The organism is Serratia sp. Sp408 (assembly GCF_057180665.1).
The window spans coordinates 1,960,200-1,976,056 of record NZ_JBXUFT010000001.1; the positions used below are offsets into that span (position 1 = coordinate 1,960,200).

The following is a 15,857-nucleotide window of genomic DNA, read 5'->3' on the forward strand; positions in this document are numbered from 1 at the left end:
CTTCTGCTATCAGCGAATGGACAGGATGGCGTCGAACAGCGAACTGGCGGTTTGGATCACCTGGGCGTTAGCCATGTAATACTGCTGGAAACGCAGCAGTTCGCCGTATTCTTCGTCCAGGTTGACGCCGGACACCGACTGTTGCTGAACCGTCAACTGCTTGACGATGTTGCCCTGCGCCGCACTGTTGCTTTTGGCGGTGGCGGTCTGGTTGCCGACGTTGCTCACCAGACTGGCGTAAGCACCGGTCAGCGTCGCCTTGCCATCCACCAGTTTCCGGGTTTGCAGGTCGAGCAGTTTTTTGGCGTTGTCGTTATCGCCACGCCCGCCATCATCGGCACCGGCGGCGGCAATTTTGCCGGCATCGCTGATGGCCACCTTCAGGCTGCCCGCCACGTCGCTGACCGGCTTCACGGTAAAGCTGTCATTCTTTTGCGCGTTACCGTCAATGCTGACCTGCAACCCTTCAAATGCCAGCGTCGGCGTGCCGCTGGCGTCGGTACCGGCGCTGGCGGTAATCGGGGTGTTGTCGGACAGGCGCGTGACCTGCCAGTTATTGCCGTCGAACTCCACGCGGTAATCGCTGGCCTGTACTTTGCCGGTGTCGGTATAGGACACGCCGAGGGTGGCGTCGCCAACGTTGCGGGTGTTTTCCACCACCCGGCCGCCGCTAAAGCTGAAGAAATCGCCGCCGGCGTCGCCATTGATGTCAAAACCAGCCCGGTGTTGCTGGTTAAAATTGTCCGCCATCGCCAGAGCAATCTGCCCAAGCTGGTTACGCGCGCTGTCCAGCGCTTCGCTGCGGAACTTCAACACGCCGCTGACGCTGCCGCTGACGATCTGCCCTTGTGGAATTTCGCTGGCGCCCGAGCCGCGGTTATAGCCCAGCGTCAAACGCGACGGATCCTGGCTGGATGGCATCGCCTCTACCTGATAGGCGTTGTTGCCCTGCACCAGCGTCAGGCCATTGGCAAAAGAGACGCTATACGCATCGCCGTCCTGCTGGGTCACCTGCACGCCGACTATCTGATTCAGTTCGCTCACCAACTGGTCGCGCTGATCGAGCAATGCGTTCGGCTCACCGCCGCCGCTGCCGCGCAAGCGCGTGATGTCCTGGTTCAGTTTGGCAATCTGCTGGCTGTAGTTGTTGATTTGTACCGCGCTGTCGCTCAGTTGCTGATTGACGCCGCTTTCCATATCGCGCAGATATTTATCGGTGTTGTTAAACTGGTTCACCAAGCCGTTGGCCTTGCCCAGCACGGTATTGCGCGACGCGTCGTCGCCGGCGTTGCTGACCAGGTTTTGCAGATTGCTGAAGAAGTCCTGCATGCTGCTGGACAAGGTATTGGTTTTATCCGCCAGCAGATTATCGATTTGCGACACTTTCTCGAAATACGCATCGTGCGCGCCTGCCTGGCTTTGCGCGCCACGCAGCTGATTGGTGATGAACTGATTGTATTCACGGTTGACGCTGGTCACGGTGACGCCGTTGCCGATAAAGCCGGACATGGTGCCCATTCCGCCGTTCTGCGCCAGAATCGCCGTCTGCCGGTTGTAGCCGGCAACGTTGTAATTGGAAATATTGTTGCTGACGGTGCTGAGCGCCACCTGCGCCGCATTCAGACCACTCATCGCGGTGTTGATTAAGCTATTAGACATTGGGGTTCCTTGTCACTGGCCCACAGGGTTTAATCGTGCTGCTGAACCTCTGCGCTCAGCCTGCCTGGGTTATCGGCCGCCAAGCGCAGAACTTGAGAGCAAAATGCGCCTAAAACAGTTCTTGCAGATCGTGGCTATAGGCCTTTGCCACCTGTTCCCCGGCGTTCTTCATTTGCTGGATCACGCTGACCAGCTTTTTGGCGTACTGCGGGTCGGTGGCGTAACCGGCCTGTTGCAGCGCATAGGCCGCCTGTTCCGGACTGCGCGCGGCGGCAACGTTGGCGTAACGCGGGTTGCCGGTCAACAGTTTGACGTAATCGGCAATCGCTTCGACGTAAGAGCCGTACACCCGGAAACGCGCCTTGATCGTCTTCGCCGTACCCTGCTCGAATTCAGTGGTAGCGATCTCCGTTACCGGCCCGTTCCAGCTGCTGCCGGCCTTGATACCAAACAGGTTGTAGCTTGGAGAACCGTCGGCGGTCGGGATCTCGCGCTGGCCCCAGCCGGATTCCAACGCTGCCTGCGCGACGATCAGCTGATGCGGGATACCGCTTTGCTGACTGGCCAGCCGTGCCGGAATCGACAGTCGAGCCACAAAGTTGCCGTTGGTCAACGACGGCAGCGGCGGCGGCGTTTGCGGCATGGCGCGCCGCACCAGTTGCTCCAGCGTCTGGTTCGGCAAACTTTGCAGCCTCTGCCTGTCAAACGTCAGCTGCGCCGGCGTGAGGTTGTCCAGCGCCATCGGCCGCGTACCGGCGGTTTCGCTCGGTCGCGCGCCGGCACTGCCCAGCTGTTTCACCATCATTTCCGCCAGCCCCAACCCTTTTTGCGACATCTGCTGAGCAATTTGCTGATCGTACAGCGAGGTGTACAGCCGGGTCTGATCGCTGCTCAGCGCGCCGTCCTGCGGCAGCGCGGCACGCATGCTCTTCAGCATCATCTGCACGAACATTCCTTCCACCTGCTGGGCAACCTGCTTCAGATTGCCGTGCGGATCGGCAGCGGCGGCGGTTTTTAGCCCGTTCAGCGCCTGAGCGTCGTACGCCGCTCCGGACAGGCTCATCAGATCGCGACTCATCAGATAATGTCCAATTTGGCGCGCAGACAGCCGGCGCTCTGCATCGCCTGCAAAATCGACATCAGATCGATCGGCGTTGCCCCGAGCGCGTTCAGCGCGCGGATCACATTGTTGAGATTGGCGCTGGCGTTGATTTTTTGCAGCGAACCGCCCTGCTGCTGCATGGAAATCTGGGTATTGGGCGTCACCACCGTTTGCCCACCGCCAAACGGCGTATTCGGCTGGCTGACCGTATTCTGCCGATCGACCACCACCGACAGATTGCCCTGTGCCACCGCACAGGAGTCCAGTATCACTTCACGGTTCATCACCACCGAGCCGGTACGTGAATTGATGATTACCTTGGCGTCCATTGCGCTGACGTTAACGTTGATATTCTGAATATCCGCCAGGAAACGCACCTGCGAACTATTACCCTGTGGCACCAGCACCTTGACGGTTCGCGCATCCAGCGGCGTGGCAGTGCCATAGCCGCGCTGACGGTTGATGGCGTCGCTGATCTGCTGGGCCAGCGTAAAGTCTTCATCATTCAACTGCAGATTGATTTCACCCCCCTGGCCAAAGGTGCTTGGCAATTCACGCTCGATCACCGCCCCGTTGCTGATGCGCCCGCCGTTGAGCTGATTCACCTGCACGCTGCTGCCGCCGGCCGCCGCGCCAGCGCCGCCCACCAGCACGTTACCCTGCGCCAGCGCATAGACCTGGTTATCTGCGCCCTTTAGCGGCGTCATCAGCAGCGTGCCGCCGCGCAGGCTTTTGGCGTTGCCCATTGAGGACACCACCACGTCAATGTTCTGTCCGCTGCGGGCAAACGGCGGCAGCTTGGCGGTCACCATCACTGCGGCAACGTTTTTCAGTTGCATATTGGTACCCGGCGGCACGGTGATCCCCAACTGCGACAGCATGTTGCTCAGGCTCTGGGTGGTGAACGGCGTCTGCATGGTCTGGTCGCCGGAACCGTCCAGCCCCACTACCAGCCCATAGCCGATTAATGCGTTGTCGCGAACGCCCTGCACCGTGACCAGATCGCGAATGCGTTCCGCCGCCACCGGCAGGCTGATTGTCGCCGCCAGCAGCGCCATGAGTAAATTTTTCAGCATCGTGCGATCCTTAATACGGTGACAGGTTCAGGAAGAAGCGTTGTAACCACCCCATGGTCTGCGCTTCATTGATATAGCCGTTGCCGACGTATTCAATGCGAGCGTCCGCCACCTGGGTCGAGGTCACCGAGTTGTTGCCGCTGATGGTGCGCGGGTTGACCACGCCGGAGAAGCGGATAAATTCCGTGCCCTGATTGATGGCGATCTGTTTTTCCCCCACCACGTGCAGGTTGCCGTTGGCCAATACCTGATTGACGGTGACGGTAATGGTGCCATTGAAGGTATTGTTGGCATTGGCGCCGCCCTTGCCACCAAAGGTGTTGTCGCCGGACATTTCCATGTCGGCGCGCGCGTTGCCAAACAGGCCGTCGAGGTAGCGCGGGGCGGTGGCAACGCCGAACTTGCTGCTGCCGTTGCGGCTGGCATTGGCCGAAGAACTTTTGCTGGCGCTGACATTTTCTTGCAGCACGATAGTCAGGGTATCGCCGATGTTACGTGGCCGGCGATCCTCGAACAGCGGCTGATAGCCGTAGTTCATCGGCTGCACGGACTGGAAAATCGAACCGTTGGGCATCGGTGCGCTGGCCGGCGCCGGCTGTGCGCTGGTTGAACCGTCGACCAGCGGTTTATGCGGAATATAGGCGCAGCCGCCGATAGTCAACATCAGCATCGCTGCCAAAACGCGTGTTGTCTGCGGCGGCAGTTTAGCCGTCAAAAGTGTGGTGCCCACAAATATCGCCTTTGTTTACCAGGGGTGTGACATCGGGCACAGCATGCTGCGCCCCCAGGCCGCAAGTGCCTGCGCCGCTTACAGCTGCGTCAGTTTCTGCAGCATCTGATCGGAGGTGGAAACCGCCTTGCTGTTGATTTCATACGCACGCTGCACCTGGATCATATTGACCAACTCTTCCGCCACGTTGACGTTGGAGGTTTCAACATACCCCTGATACAGCAGTCCGGCGCCGTTGAGACCCGGGGTGCTTTCATTCGGCGCGCCGGAGCTCTCGGTTTCCTGATACAGATTCTCGCCAACGCTTTCCAGGCCGCTGTCGTTGATAAAGGTGGTCAGCGTCAGTTGACCCACCTGCTGTGCCGCCGTCTGGCCCTGCTGGGTGACGCTGACGATACCGTCACGCCCAACGGTAATGCTCAGGGCATTGGCGGGAATGGTGATCGCCGGTTGCACCTGAAAACCGCTGGCGGTGACCAACTGGCCGTTCTGATCGATCTGGAACGACCCGTCGCGGGTATAGGCCTGACTGCCGTCCGGCAACATCACCTGAAAATAGCCCTGCCCTTTGATCGCCACGTCTTTGCTGTTATTGGTCTGCGACAGGTTGCCCTGGCTGTGCAACCGCTCGGTGGCCACCGGACGCACGCCGGTGCCGATCTGCAAGCCGGACGGCAAGGTGGTTTGCTCGGAGGACTGTGCCCCTGGCTGGCGCATGGTTTGATACAGCAAATCTTCAAATACCGCGCGCTGACGCTTGAAGCCGTTGGTGCTGACGTTCGCCAGATTATTGGCAATCACGTCCATATTGGTCTGCTGCGCATCCAGACCGGTTTTGGCAATCCATAATGATGGGATCATTCTGCTCTCCTGGAGCGGGTCATTCAGCTGGCTCAGCTCATTGACAACAATGAGTTGGCGCGTTGTTCATTCTCATCCACGCTGTGGATGACCTTCATCTGCATTTCGAAACGTCGGGCGTTGGCGATCATGTCGACCATGGTTTCCATCGGCTTGACGTTGCTGCCCTCAATCACCCCCGGCATCACCTGCACCAGCGGATCGTTTTGCAACTGATTGCCGCGTTGCTCGCGGGTGGCCGGCGTCAGATGGAATAGACCGTCATCGCCGCGCATCACTTCCCTGGCGTCGGCCTTGACCAGCTTCAGCCGGCCGATTTGCGCGATGGTGTTAGGTGGATCACCGGGGTTGAGCGCCGAAATGGTGCCGTCGGCGGCGATGGTGATTTCAGCCTGCGGTGGCACCTCAATCGGGCCGCCGTCCCCCATCAACGGCAGTCCCTGCACCGTCAGTTGCCCGGTGGACGAGATCTGGATATTGCCGTTGCGGGTATAGGCTTCGCTGCCGTCCGCCTGCTGCAAGGCCAGGAAACCATCCTGTTGCAGCGCCACGTCCAGCGGGCGTCCGGTGTAGTTCAGCGCCCCCTGACTCATGTCGGCGCCCGGCGTCGAGGCGGTAACCAGCGTGCGCGTTTGCAGACTCGGGCCGTCCACCGGCACCGCACGCAGCGCCGCCAGCTGCGCGCGGAAACCCGGCGTCGAGGCGTTGGCCAGGTTATTGGCGGTAATCGCCTGCTGGTCTAACGTCTGCCGCGCCGCGCCCATGGCGGTATAAATCGCGTGGTCCATTGCTTACCCCTTAACGCGATTAACGCAGGCTGACCAGCGTTTGCAGGATCGAATCCTGGGTTTTGATGGTTTGCGCGTTCGACTGATAGTTACGCTGCGCGACGATCATGTTGACCAGTTCCTGACTCAGATCGACGTTGGAGGCTTCCAGCGCACCGCTGGTGAGGTTACCGAACCCGCCGCCGCCTGCAGTGCCGACCCGTGGCTGCCCGGACGCCCCGGTTTCCTGCCACACGTTATCGCCCTTCGACGCCAGGCCTTCCGGGTTGGAGAAGTTGGCCAGCACGATTTGACCCAGTACCTGTTTCTGTTGGTTAGAGTAAATGCCAACCACGGTACCGTCTTTTTCGATCTGGAAGTTGTTGTATTCTCCGGCGGTATAGCCGTTCTGCGCCACTTTGCTCACCGAGTCGCTGCCAACGTTCTGCTGCATGCTGCCGGCAAAGCTGAGCGTGAAGTTCTGCGCTGGCGCACCGTCCTTGGCAGACATCGGGATGGTCAGATTGAAATCGGCGGTAGCCACGCCGCTGGCGTCCAGCGTTTCGGTCAGCGCGCCACTTGCATTGAAGTTCAGGCTACCGGCCTTGGCCGCCGGGGCACCGGTGACGCTGCCGTCCTGGGTATAGACATCCCATTTGTTATCGGCGGTTTTGACAAAGTAGGCGTTCACGTTGTGCGCGTTGCCCAGTGAGTCGTAGGTGGTAATGGTATTTACATAGTTGTAAGAATCCGATTTGTTCGGATCGAAGGTGCCGTTGGCGGGCACGCTATGGGTAGATTTCAGGTTGGCGACCATGCTGCCGGAGGTGGTCGACTTGGCATTCATCATGCCTTCCGGAATGCTCAGCGGCACCGGATCCGCGCCCTGCTGAATGGTCGGCGGCGTGCCGGCCGCCGGATAGCCGGTCAGGTTCAGTCCCTGCATGTTGACCAGGTTACGGTTTTCATCCAGTTTGAACTGGCCGTTGCGGCTGTAGAAAATGCCGCCGTCGCTGTCCTGCATGCGGAAGAAGCCGTTTTCGGTGATGGCAACGTCCAGTGCGCGATTGGTGCTGGTGGTGGTGCCACCGTTGAAGTTCTGGGTGATGCCAGCCACTTTGACGCCCAACCCGACCTGTGAACCGGCAAACATGTCGGCGAAGGACACGCTGCCCGACTTAAAACCGGCGGTCGCCGAGTTGGCAATATTGTTACCGATCACGTCCAGATTAGTGGCCGCCGCATTTAAGCCGCTGACCGCCTGAGAAAAGGCCATGTGTAGTCTCCAAAACGAATATCAATTGAAATAGCCGAAGCTGAAATACTGCGTGTCGAGGCTGAGTGCCGCCCCTTTACAAGATTTGTCGCACGTCTTCGAGCGACGCGCTGCCCGCCAGACCAAGATCCAGCAAGGCGCCGTCGCCGTTGCGGGTAACGCCGTTCACCATCGCAAAGCGCAACGGGTTTGCCACCAGCTGTTCGCCGTTGCTCTTGGCATTCAGCGCTACGGTATAGGCGCCGTCCGGCGCGTTGCTGCCGTCTTCCAGCGTGCCGTCCCAGGTAAAAGCATGCACGCCGGCGGTCAGTCCGCCGATGTCGATGGTGCGCACCACCTTGCCGCTGGCGTCACTGAGGGTGGCCGTGACGCTATCCGCCGCCCGCTCCAGTTCGACGCCAAACGGCGTGGTGCTGACGTTGCCCTCTTTGCTGCCGACCAGAATGTCTTTCCCCGGCACCATCACCCCGTGGCCGATCAGCGCGCTGGCCTGCAGCGACTGGTTGCTGTTGATCTGGCCGGAAATGGCGCCGAGCGTGGTATTGAGTTTTTCGATGCCGCTGACGGTATTGATCTGCGCCAATTGCGAGGTCAGCTCATTGTTCTGCATCGGGTTGGTGGGATCCTGGTTTTTCAACTGCGCCACCAGCAGCGTCAGGAAGCTGTTGTGCAGATCCTGGCTGGTGTTGCCGCCGACGCTGCGATTGGCGTTAACGCCGGCGACGGTGTTATCCAGTGGTTCATTGGTGGTTGCGGCAATGCCCATGGGGAGCTCCGGTTATTGACCCAGCGTCAGGGTTTTCATCATCATCGATTTGGTGGTGTTGAGGACTTCAACGTTGGCCTGATAGCTGCGCGAGGCGGAAATGGTGTTGACCATTTCGCCCACCACGTCGACGTTTGGCATGCGCACGTAACCTTTGGCATCCGCCAGCGGGTTGCCCGGCTGAAACACCAGGCGTTCCGGCGCGGGATCGTCGACGATGCTTGCCACGCGCACGCCGCCGGTTGGCTGGCCGGGCGCGGCGGCCACCTCAAACACCACCTGCTTGGCGCGGTAGGGTTGACCATCCGGCCCGCTGACGCTGTCGGCGTTGGCCATGTTGCTGGCGCTGACGTTCAGACGCTGCGATTGCGCAGACAGCGCCGAGCCGGAAATATCAAAAATATTGAGTAACGACATAGGTCTTATCCTGATTGCAACACTGACATCATTCCCTTGATCTGGCCGTTGAGCAGCGTCAGATCGGTTTGGTATTTCAGGCTGTTATCGGCGAAATTGGTCCGTTCGCGATCCATATCCACCGTATTGCCGTCGATCGATGGCTGATCCGGCACGCGGAACAGCAAATCCAGCTGCGGCGGCTGCAGGTTTTGCGCCGGAATGTGCCGCGCCGAGGTCAGGCTAAGCGCCACGCCGCTACCGCTGGCGCGCCCTTGCGCCATCACCTTGTTCAACTGGCTGGCAAAATCGATATCCCGCGCCTGATAGCCGGGGGTGTCTGCGTTGGCAATATTGCCCGCCAGAATTTCCTGCCGCTGGGCGCGCAGGTTCAGCGCCTCTTGACCAAAACGCAGAGCAGCGTCCAGTTTGTCGAGCATGCTCCCTCACGAGGTTGGAATTTGGAGTCGACAGCATAAACGCCCCCCTTGCCACGCTATCGCAGGAATAAGGGCAAAATGCGTCGCTATTTGTCTGCTTAGCCGGCCAACACTCAGGGTACACTTGGCGCGGAGACCATCGACCGGGCTTGGGGCATCGCCACACGCCACGGTCATCAACGCCGAGGAGCCGGGATGAAGAGAGGATATCTGTTGCTGATGACGCTGCTGTTTAGCCTTAACGCACGCGCCGACGATCTGGCAGCGCAGATCGACCGCTTTATCAAGGCGCAGTTCAGCGCGAGTCCGGTCGCGGTGACGGTACGGGTTCGCACCCCAGCCGCGCAATGGCCGCCCTGCCAACGTCCGCAGTTGGCTTTGGCCAGCAACGCGCGCCGCTGGGGTAATATCAGCATTTCAGCCCGTTGCGGGCAGCAGCGCAGCTTTATACAAACCCAGGTGCAGGTGGTCGGCCGTTATCTGGTGTCGGCGCGCAGTATCAGCGCCGGCAGCATCCTGACCGCTGCCGACGTGACGCTGAAAACCGGCCGCCTGGATACGCTGCCGCCGCGCATGCTGGTTGACAGCCGCCGTGCGCTAGGTGCGGTCAGCCTGCGCAATCTCGGCCCCGGCCAGCCGTTGACGCTGTCGATGCTGCGGCGCGCCTGGGTAATCAAGGCCGGTCAACCGGTCCAGGTGACCGCACAGGGCGAAGGCTTTAGCATCAGCGGCGCAGGCAAGGCGATGAACAATGCCGCCGCCGACGATCGCGTACGCGTGCGCATGTCCTCGGGGCAAATCGTCAGCGGTATCGCCGGCGACGATGGCGCCATCCGCGTGACGTTATAAAAAGGTAAAGGTTTGCCAAACCGTGCCGATACTAAAACCATAACACCCAGTTAACGCCTACTCGGGCAACAAACGCCATAACCGCCGACCTGGGGTCATGGTGATGGAGATTGAACATGAGTATCGATCGCACTCAACGGTTACAACCCGTTCCGGCGGTACAGCCACGCGACACCGCGGCGGAAAACGGCCTTAAACCGCAAAAAAATGCGCGCTCGGAAACTGGCGTCAGCGCTACCCAAGTCAAACTGAGCGATGCGCAAGCGCGTCTGATGCAACCGGGCAGCCAGGATATCGATATGGGCCGGGTGGAAGCCATCAAACAGGCCATCCGCAACGGCGAGTTGAAAATGGATGCCGGCAAAATTGCCGACGCGCTGCTGCAAGAAATGCAAAACGACAACCAGGGTGCTTCCGGCCGCGGCTGAGCGGTCTGAACCCGGTGAGTAACAGAAGGTAATCAATCAATATGGAAAGCCTGGCGCAGCACCTGGATACACTGCTGGAAACCCTCGGTGCGCTGGACAGCGTGCTGGCGGAAGAACATAACCTGCTTTGCGCCGGGCCGTTGCCGGGCGTGGCGTTGCAACGTATCACCGACGGTAAGAGCCAACTGCTGGCCACGGTGAATTACCTGGAACAACAGCGACTGGAGCTGGAGCGCGTTAACCGCCTGCAGGCGCCCTATACCGGCATAGCGACGCTGGCAGCGCGTTGGCAGCAGATCCAGCAGATTGGCCAGCGCCTGCGCGACAGCAATCAGCATAATGGTCTACTGCTCAGCCGCCATATCGAGCACAACGCCGCCGCGCTGACGGTGCTGAACAAACACAATAAAACCCTGTACGGCCCCGACGGCCAATCGCGTTCCGGCAGCGTGCTGGGGCGCAAAATCGGCGTATAGTCACGGCACATCTGCGGCATTCAGCCGTCGGACGTCGTTGCCTATTTGGCGATACGTCGCGTTGGCGATCCTCGGCTGAACGCTATTGGTAATTGACAATCAGCTGATTACTCAGCACCCGCAGCGGTGGGAACACCGCACCGCGCGTTTGAATCGAGTAAACAAAGTAAAATTCGCCGTTGGCAAGCTCCCCCCGCAACGCCTCGCTACGCCCGCTGCCCCCCTCTAGCGCCATGCAGCGCGCCGGCATGCATAATTCAACCTGCAGCCCGGCTGGCGCGCTCGATGCCAACCGATAACGCCAGCTGATGCTGGTAATGCGCGCGTTGGCATCGGGCAATGCATTCGGCGGGCGTAGCGACGGCGATGTCAAACGCACCCCGCCGTGGCCGAGCGAAACGCCCACGCTGTCGGCCACCCAGGAACCGGAAACCGCCTGCGCCGCCCCGGCGGCCAAGCCCCAGAACACCATCAGGACACGCCACATCATGCTGCACCGATAGTGGCGGTCATGCGAATTTGCCGCTCGTCGTTGATTTCCAGATTCGACAGCACCACGATTTGCGGCAGACTGCGGCGCAAAAAGCGCGCCAGTAATGCGCGCAAGGCGTGGTTAACCAGCAGCACCGGCGGCGCGCTGAGCATCTCTTGCCGTTGCAGTGCCTGTCGCGCCTGATCCAGCAACCGATCCGCCAGCCCCGGCTCCAGACCACCGCCGCCCTGCAGCGCCTGCAACAGCAAGCGCTCAAGCTGGGTATCCAACCCGATAACCTGTATTTCGCCCTGCCCCGGGAACCACTGCTGGGTAATGGCACGTCCGAGCGCCACCCGCACCACGGTAGTCAATTCGTACGGGTCGCTCTGCGTCGGCGCATGCTCCGCCAGCGTTTCAATGATGGTGCGCATATCACGAATCGATACCCGCTCCGCCAGCAGATTCTGCAGCACTTTATGCAGCGTGGTCAGCGACACGACTGCGGGGATAAAGTCTTCGGTCAGCTTTGGCATCTCTTGCGCGACGCGATCGAGCAACTGCTGCGCCTCCTGACGGCCAAACAGTTCACTGGCAAACTGGCCAATCAGGTGATTCAAATGCGTCGCCACCACCGTACTGGCTTCCACCACGGTAAAGCCCTGGATCTGCGCCTGTTCGCGCAGCGCGCTGTCAATCCACACCGCCTCCAGACCAAAGGCCGGATCGACGGTTTTCTCTCCCGCCAGCGTACCGGCGGCATTGCCCGGGTTAATCGCCAGCCAACGCCCCGGATGCGCTTCGCCGCGGCCGATCTCTACCCCTTTCATCAGAATACGGTAGCTGGCCGGCGGCAGTTCCAGGTTATCGCGAATGTGCACCACCGGCGGCAAATAGCCCATTTCCTGGGCAAACTTCTTGCGTATGCTGCGAATGCGACCGAGCAGTTCGCCATCCTGCTGAAAGTCGACCATCGGGATCAGCCGATAGCCGACCTCCATGCCGAGCGGGTCTTCCAGCTGTACGTCAGACCAACTGGCCTCCACCGCCTGTGGGTTGTCTTGCGCTATCGTCGGTTCAGGCGTCTGCACCGGCTGCCGTTCACGGCCGCGCAGCCACCAGGCCAGACCGAGCAAAGCGGCGGTAAACAGCAGAAACACCAGGTTGGGCATGCCCGGCACCATGCCAAGCAACCCCAGCACCCCGGCGCTGAGCAGCATGACACGCGGATTGTTGAACAATTGGCCGACCATCTGTTCGCCGACGTCCTGATCGGTCGCCACGCGGGTGACGATCACCCCGGCCGCCGTCGAGATCACCAGCGCCGGGATCTGCGCCACCAGGCCGTCACCGATGGTCAGCAAGGTGTAGCTTTCAGCGGCGCTGCCGAGCGACATGCCATGCTGAATAACGCCGACCAGTAGACCACCAACCACGTTAATCACCATGATCATCAGACCGGCAACCGCGTCGCCGCGCACAAACTTGCTGGCACCGTCCATCGAGCCGTAAAAGTCCGCTTCCTGTGTGACTTCGGCACGACGCTTTTTCGCTTCGTCTTCGCCAATCAGGCCAGCGTTGAGATCGGCATCGATCGCCATCTGCTTGCCCGGCATACCGTCCAGCACAAAACGCGCGCCAACTTCGGCAATGCGCCCGGCGCCCTTGGTGATCACCATAAAGTTGATCAGCACCAGAATGATAAACACCACGATGCCGATGGCGAAGTTACCGCCCACCAGAAAATGGCCGAAGGCTTCGACGACCCGTCCTGCGGCGGCGGAGCCGGTATGTCCTTCCATCAGGATGATGCGCGTCGACGCCACGTTCAGCGACAGACGCAGCAAGGTGGAAAACAGCAATATGGTCGGGAACGCGGCGAACTCCAGCGTCCGCTGGGTGAACATCGCCACCAGCAGTACCATGATCGACAGGGCAATATTGAAGGTAAACAGCAGATCGAGGATAAAGGCCGGCAATGGCAACACCATCATCGACAATATCAGCAGGATCAGGATCGGGCCGGCCAAAACCTGCCACTGCGTATCTTTAAAATTACCCGGCAAACGAAGCAGGGAGGCCAAATTAGCCATCAGCGTTACTTTCTCCAGCAAAATCCAGTGCTTCCGGCACCGGTAAACGTTCAGGTTTTTTCGGGATCAACCCCCCTTCGTGCTGCCAACGGCGCAGTTGATAGACCCAGGCCAGAACTTCGGCTACGGCAGCGTACAGGGTGGTGGGAATATGTTGTCCGATCTCGCTATGGCGATACAGCGCACGTGCCAACGGCGGCGCCTCGAGCGTCGGTATACGGTGCTGCGCCGCCATTTCGCGTATGCGCAACGCGATCTCGCCGGCCCCCTTGGCCAGCACCCTTGGCGCACTCATCTGCTTGTCGTTGTATTGCAATGCCACCGCGTAATGAGTCGGGTTGGTGACGATCACATCAGCCTTTGGCACGTCGGACATCATGCGGCGGCGGGCAATCGCCTGCTGTTGCTGTCGAATACGGCCCTTAACGTGCGGATCGCCCTCCTGTTCCTTGAATTCATCACGAATGTCCTGCTTGGTCATCTTCAGCTTTTTAATGTGGCTCCACAGCTGATAAAACACATCGAACGCCACCATCGGCACCAGCCCGAGGACCACCAGCAAACCGCAGAAAACCACCATTTGCAGCGCATTGGCTAACGCGTCCAGCGGCTGTTGCGTCACCAGGTGCAACATCGCCGCCCAGTTGTGCCACAGAAACAACCCGGTCACCCAGCCGACCAGCAAGGCTTTCAGAACGCCCTTCAGCAATTCCGCTAACACCTGACTGGAAAATATGCGCTTCAGACCGGAAAGCGGATTCAGACGTTTCAGATCGAACTTGAGGGATTTGCCGCTAAACAGAATGCCGCCCAGCAACATCGGCGCGGTCAAGGCCACCAGCACCAGACCGGCCATCACCGGCAGCAGCGCCCATACCGCCTGGCGCAATAGCATGCCAAGCTGATGCAGCATTTGCCGGTCGTTGTTGACCATGCCGTGATCAAAGTGCAGCCCGTCGGTCAGCATCTGCGCCAGCTGTCGCGCCAGGTTGCTGCCGCCGACCCACAGGATGGCCAGTCCGGCTATCAGCATCAGGATCGAGGTCAGTTCGCGTGAACGCGGGATCTGGCCTTCTTCGCGCGCTTTTTCCACCCGGTGAGGGGTGGGCGCTTCGCTTTTTTCCAGATCGCTGTCTTCAGCCACGGTGGCACCCTGTATGGGGAACAAATAAAATTGCCGCCAGCATGCCAAAAAACGCCCGAATTCATTGATGGAACAGCGGGGAAAAAGGTGGGTTATTTAAAGGATGACCAAACAGGCATCAGCGTACGCCAGGCGTTGCCGTGCGGCGGCGACGGTCACTGTCTACCGGCAGTACGTGACGCGGCGTGGCAAGACGCTGCGGGCGCGGCGCGATGTCGCGCCCGCAGTCGTTTAGAATCCGAGGCTGTCGAGCAGGTCATCCACCTGATCCTGACTGGCCACCACGCCGGCGGCAGAGGCGTCCAGTTGAGGTCCGTTTAGCAATGCTTCATTGGCGCGTTTGGCGCGCGCTTCCGGTTCAGGGATATTTTCCATCAACACCATCAGCAGCTGCTTTTCAATTTCCTGCACCACATCCATCATGCGTTTGATCACCTGACCGGTCAGATCCTGAAAGTCCTGCGCCATCATGATTTCCAGCAGTTGTGCGTTGGTAAACGCGGTATGCTCCGGCACCCGCTCCAGATACTGGCGGGTATCGGTTACCAACGAACGCGCGTCCGACAGTTCTATCGGGTTGGCAAACCAGTCATCCCAGCGCCCTTTCAGCGTTTTGGCCTGTGACTCCAGCTCTGCCTGGCGCGGCTGAGCCGCCTCTACGCAGTTCAGCGCACGTTCCGCTGCCTGCGCCGTCATGGTAACCACATAATCCAGACGGTCGCGCGCATCCGGGATCGCTTCTGCCGCCTGGGCAATCGCCTGATCGAGTCCCAGTTCGCGCATGCTGTCGCGCAACATACGCGTCAACTGGCCGATGCGCGAGATGATCTCTCCGGCGGTCGCTGCATCGCTGGCAGGCATTGGAATATCTCTCATTGCCCGTTCTCCTTACATGCCCAGTTTTTCAAAGATCTTATTCAGCTTCTCTTCCAGCGTTGCCGCCGTAAAAGGTTTCACCACATAACCACTGGCACCGGCCTGCGCGGCGGCAATGATATTTTCCTTTTTGGCTTCCGCCGTTACCATCAGCACCGGTAACGCCGCCAACTGAGCGTCGGCGCGGATGGTTTGCAACAGCGCCAACCCGTCCATGTTCGGCATGTTCCAGTCGGATACCACAAAATCAAAACCGCCGGCGCGCAGTTTGTTCAACGCATCGGCGCCGTCTTCGGCTTCTTCCACGTTGTTGAAGCCCAGCTCTTTTAATAGATTTCTGACGATGCGACGCATGGTTGAGAAATCGTCCACCACCAAAAATCTGAGATTTGTATCCGCCATTGTGACTCCTAAGGTTGTTACTTTTACATGACGGCAGCCGAACC

At 59.8% G+C, this 15,857-nt stretch carries 18 protein-coding genes; 3 read left to right on the forward strand and 15 right to left on the reverse strand.

Features of this window, described 5'->3' with window-relative positions:
• Positions 1 to 9 precede the first annotated feature (9 nt).
• The 10 genes from flgK to flgB form a co-directional block, all read right to left on the reverse strand.
• Positions 10 to 1,659, reverse strand: a complete 1,650-nt coding sequence (gene flgK / locus AC2AXP_RS09315; protein ID WP_004961485.1) for a flagellar hook-associated protein FlgK — start codon at positions 1,657 to 1,659, stop codon at positions 10 to 12.
• Positions 1,660 to 1,768: 109 nt separating this feature from the next.
• Positions 1,769 to 2,737 (reverse strand): flagellar assembly peptidoglycan hydrolase FlgJ, encoded by a 969-nt coding sequence (flgJ, locus tag AC2AXP_RS09320; RefSeq protein WP_449145196.1) that lies wholly within the window; start codon positions 2,735 to 2,737, stop codon positions 1,769 to 1,771.
• The gene (locus AC2AXP_RS09325) at positions 2,737 to 3,837 is read right to left on the reverse strand and encodes a flagellar basal body P-ring protein FlgI (protein WP_004961481.1); all 1,101 of its coding nucleotides are present in this window, start codon (positions 3,835 to 3,837) and stop codon (positions 2,737 to 2,739) included. Before AC2AXP_RS09325 ends, flgJ begins: the two co-directional genes overlap by 1 nt.
• A 10-nt stretch (positions 3,838 to 3,847) precedes the next feature.
• The gene (gene flgH / locus AC2AXP_RS09330; protein ID WP_004961477.1) at positions 3,848 to 4,507 is read right to left on the reverse strand and encodes a flagellar basal body L-ring protein FlgH; all 660 of its coding nucleotides are present in this window, start codon (positions 4,505 to 4,507) and stop codon (positions 3,848 to 3,850) included.
• A 138-nt stretch (positions 4,508 to 4,645) separates the two neighbouring features.
• Complete coding sequence (flgG, locus tag AC2AXP_RS09335) at positions 4,646 to 5,428, reverse strand: flagellar basal-body rod protein FlgG (RefSeq protein WP_004961475.1); 783 nt, start codon at positions 5,426 to 5,428, stop codon at positions 4,646 to 4,648.
• Positions 5,429 to 5,460: 32 nt separating this feature from the next.
• Positions 5,461 to 6,216 carry a flagellar basal body rod protein FlgF gene (locus AC2AXP_RS09340; protein ID WP_004961472.1) on the reverse strand — a complete coding sequence of 252 codons (756 nt, stop codon included), beginning with the start codon at positions 6,214 to 6,216 and terminating at the stop codon, positions 5,461 to 5,463.
• Positions 6,217 to 6,235: 19 nt separating this feature from the next.
• On the reverse strand, positions 6,236 to 7,471 hold the full coding sequence (gene flgE / locus AC2AXP_RS09345; protein ID WP_004961468.1) for a flagellar hook protein FlgE: 1,236 nt from the start codon (positions 7,469 to 7,471) through the stop codon (positions 6,236 to 6,238).
• A gap of 76 nt (positions 7,472 to 7,547) precedes the next feature.
• Positions 7,548 to 8,237 carry a flagellar hook assembly protein FlgD gene (flgD, locus tag AC2AXP_RS09350; RefSeq protein ID WP_484381584.1) on the reverse strand — a complete coding sequence of 230 codons (690 nt, stop codon included), beginning with the start codon at positions 8,235 to 8,237 and terminating at the stop codon, positions 7,548 to 7,550.
• Positions 8,238 to 8,249: 12 nt separating this feature from the next.
• Complete coding sequence (flgC, locus tag AC2AXP_RS09355) at positions 8,250 to 8,654, reverse strand: flagellar basal body rod protein FlgC (RefSeq protein WP_004961463.1); 405 nt, start codon at positions 8,652 to 8,654, stop codon at positions 8,250 to 8,252.
• Positions 8,655 to 8,659: 5 nt separating this feature from the next.
• Entirely contained in the window at positions 8,660 to 9,073 is a 414-nt protein-coding gene (gene flgB, locus AC2AXP_RS09360; RefSeq protein ID WP_004961462.1) for a flagellar basal body rod protein FlgB, read from the reverse strand.
• Between the two features lie 195 nt (positions 9,074 to 9,268).
• On the opposite strand from flgB, the gene flgA reads away from it, so the two are divergent.
• From flgA to AC2AXP_RS09375, 3 genes are all read left to right on the forward strand, one after another.
• Complete coding sequence (gene flgA, locus AC2AXP_RS09365; RefSeq protein ID WP_004961458.1) at positions 9,269 to 9,922, forward strand: flagellar basal body P-ring formation chaperone FlgA; 654 nt, start codon at positions 9,269 to 9,271, stop codon at positions 9,920 to 9,922.
• 116 nt (positions 9,923 to 10,038) lie between these two features.
• The gene (flgM, locus tag AC2AXP_RS09370) at positions 10,039 to 10,350 is read left to right on the forward strand and encodes a flagellar biosynthesis anti-sigma factor FlgM (protein WP_004961452.1); all 312 of its coding nucleotides are present in this window, start codon (positions 10,039 to 10,041) and stop codon (positions 10,348 to 10,350) included.
• Between the two features lie 41 nt (positions 10,351 to 10,391).
• Positions 10,392 to 10,826: a flagella synthesis protein FlgN gene (locus tag AC2AXP_RS09375; protein WP_198772929.1), complete on the forward strand. Its 435-nt coding sequence runs from the start codon at positions 10,392 to 10,394 to the stop codon at positions 10,824 to 10,826.
• A gap of 82 nt (positions 10,827 to 10,908) precedes the next feature.
• Here AC2AXP_RS09375 and AC2AXP_RS09380 read toward each other — a convergent pair whose 3' ends face one another.
• From AC2AXP_RS09380 to cheY, 5 genes are all read right to left on the reverse strand, one after another.
• Positions 10,909 to 11,313 carry a flagellar protein FlhE gene (locus AC2AXP_RS09380; protein WP_102991017.1) on the reverse strand — a complete coding sequence of 135 codons (405 nt, stop codon included), beginning with the start codon at positions 11,311 to 11,313 and terminating at the stop codon, positions 10,909 to 10,911.
• On the reverse strand, positions 11,313 to 13,391 hold the full coding sequence (flhA, locus tag AC2AXP_RS09385; RefSeq protein WP_484381585.1) for a flagellar biosynthesis protein FlhA: 2,079 nt from the start codon (positions 13,389 to 13,391) through the stop codon (positions 11,313 to 11,315). Before flhA ends, AC2AXP_RS09380 begins: the two co-directional genes overlap by 1 nt.
• A complete protein-coding gene (flhB, locus tag AC2AXP_RS09390; RefSeq protein WP_484381586.1) occupies positions 13,384 to 14,535 on the reverse strand; it encodes a flagellar biosynthesis protein FlhB in 1,152 nt (383 codons plus the stop codon). Before flhB ends, flhA begins: the two co-directional genes overlap by 8 nt.
• A gap of 231 nt (positions 14,536 to 14,766) precedes the next feature.
• Entirely contained in the window at positions 14,767 to 15,411 is a 645-nt protein-coding gene (gene cheZ / locus AC2AXP_RS09395; protein WP_004961441.1) for a protein phosphatase CheZ, read from the reverse strand.
• Positions 15,412 to 15,423: 12 nt separating this feature from the next.
• A complete protein-coding gene (gene cheY / locus AC2AXP_RS09400) occupies positions 15,424 to 15,813 on the reverse strand; it encodes a chemotaxis response regulator CheY (RefSeq protein ID WP_004961437.1) in 390 nt (129 codons plus the stop codon).
• Positions 15,814 to 15,857: the final 44 nt, after the last annotated feature.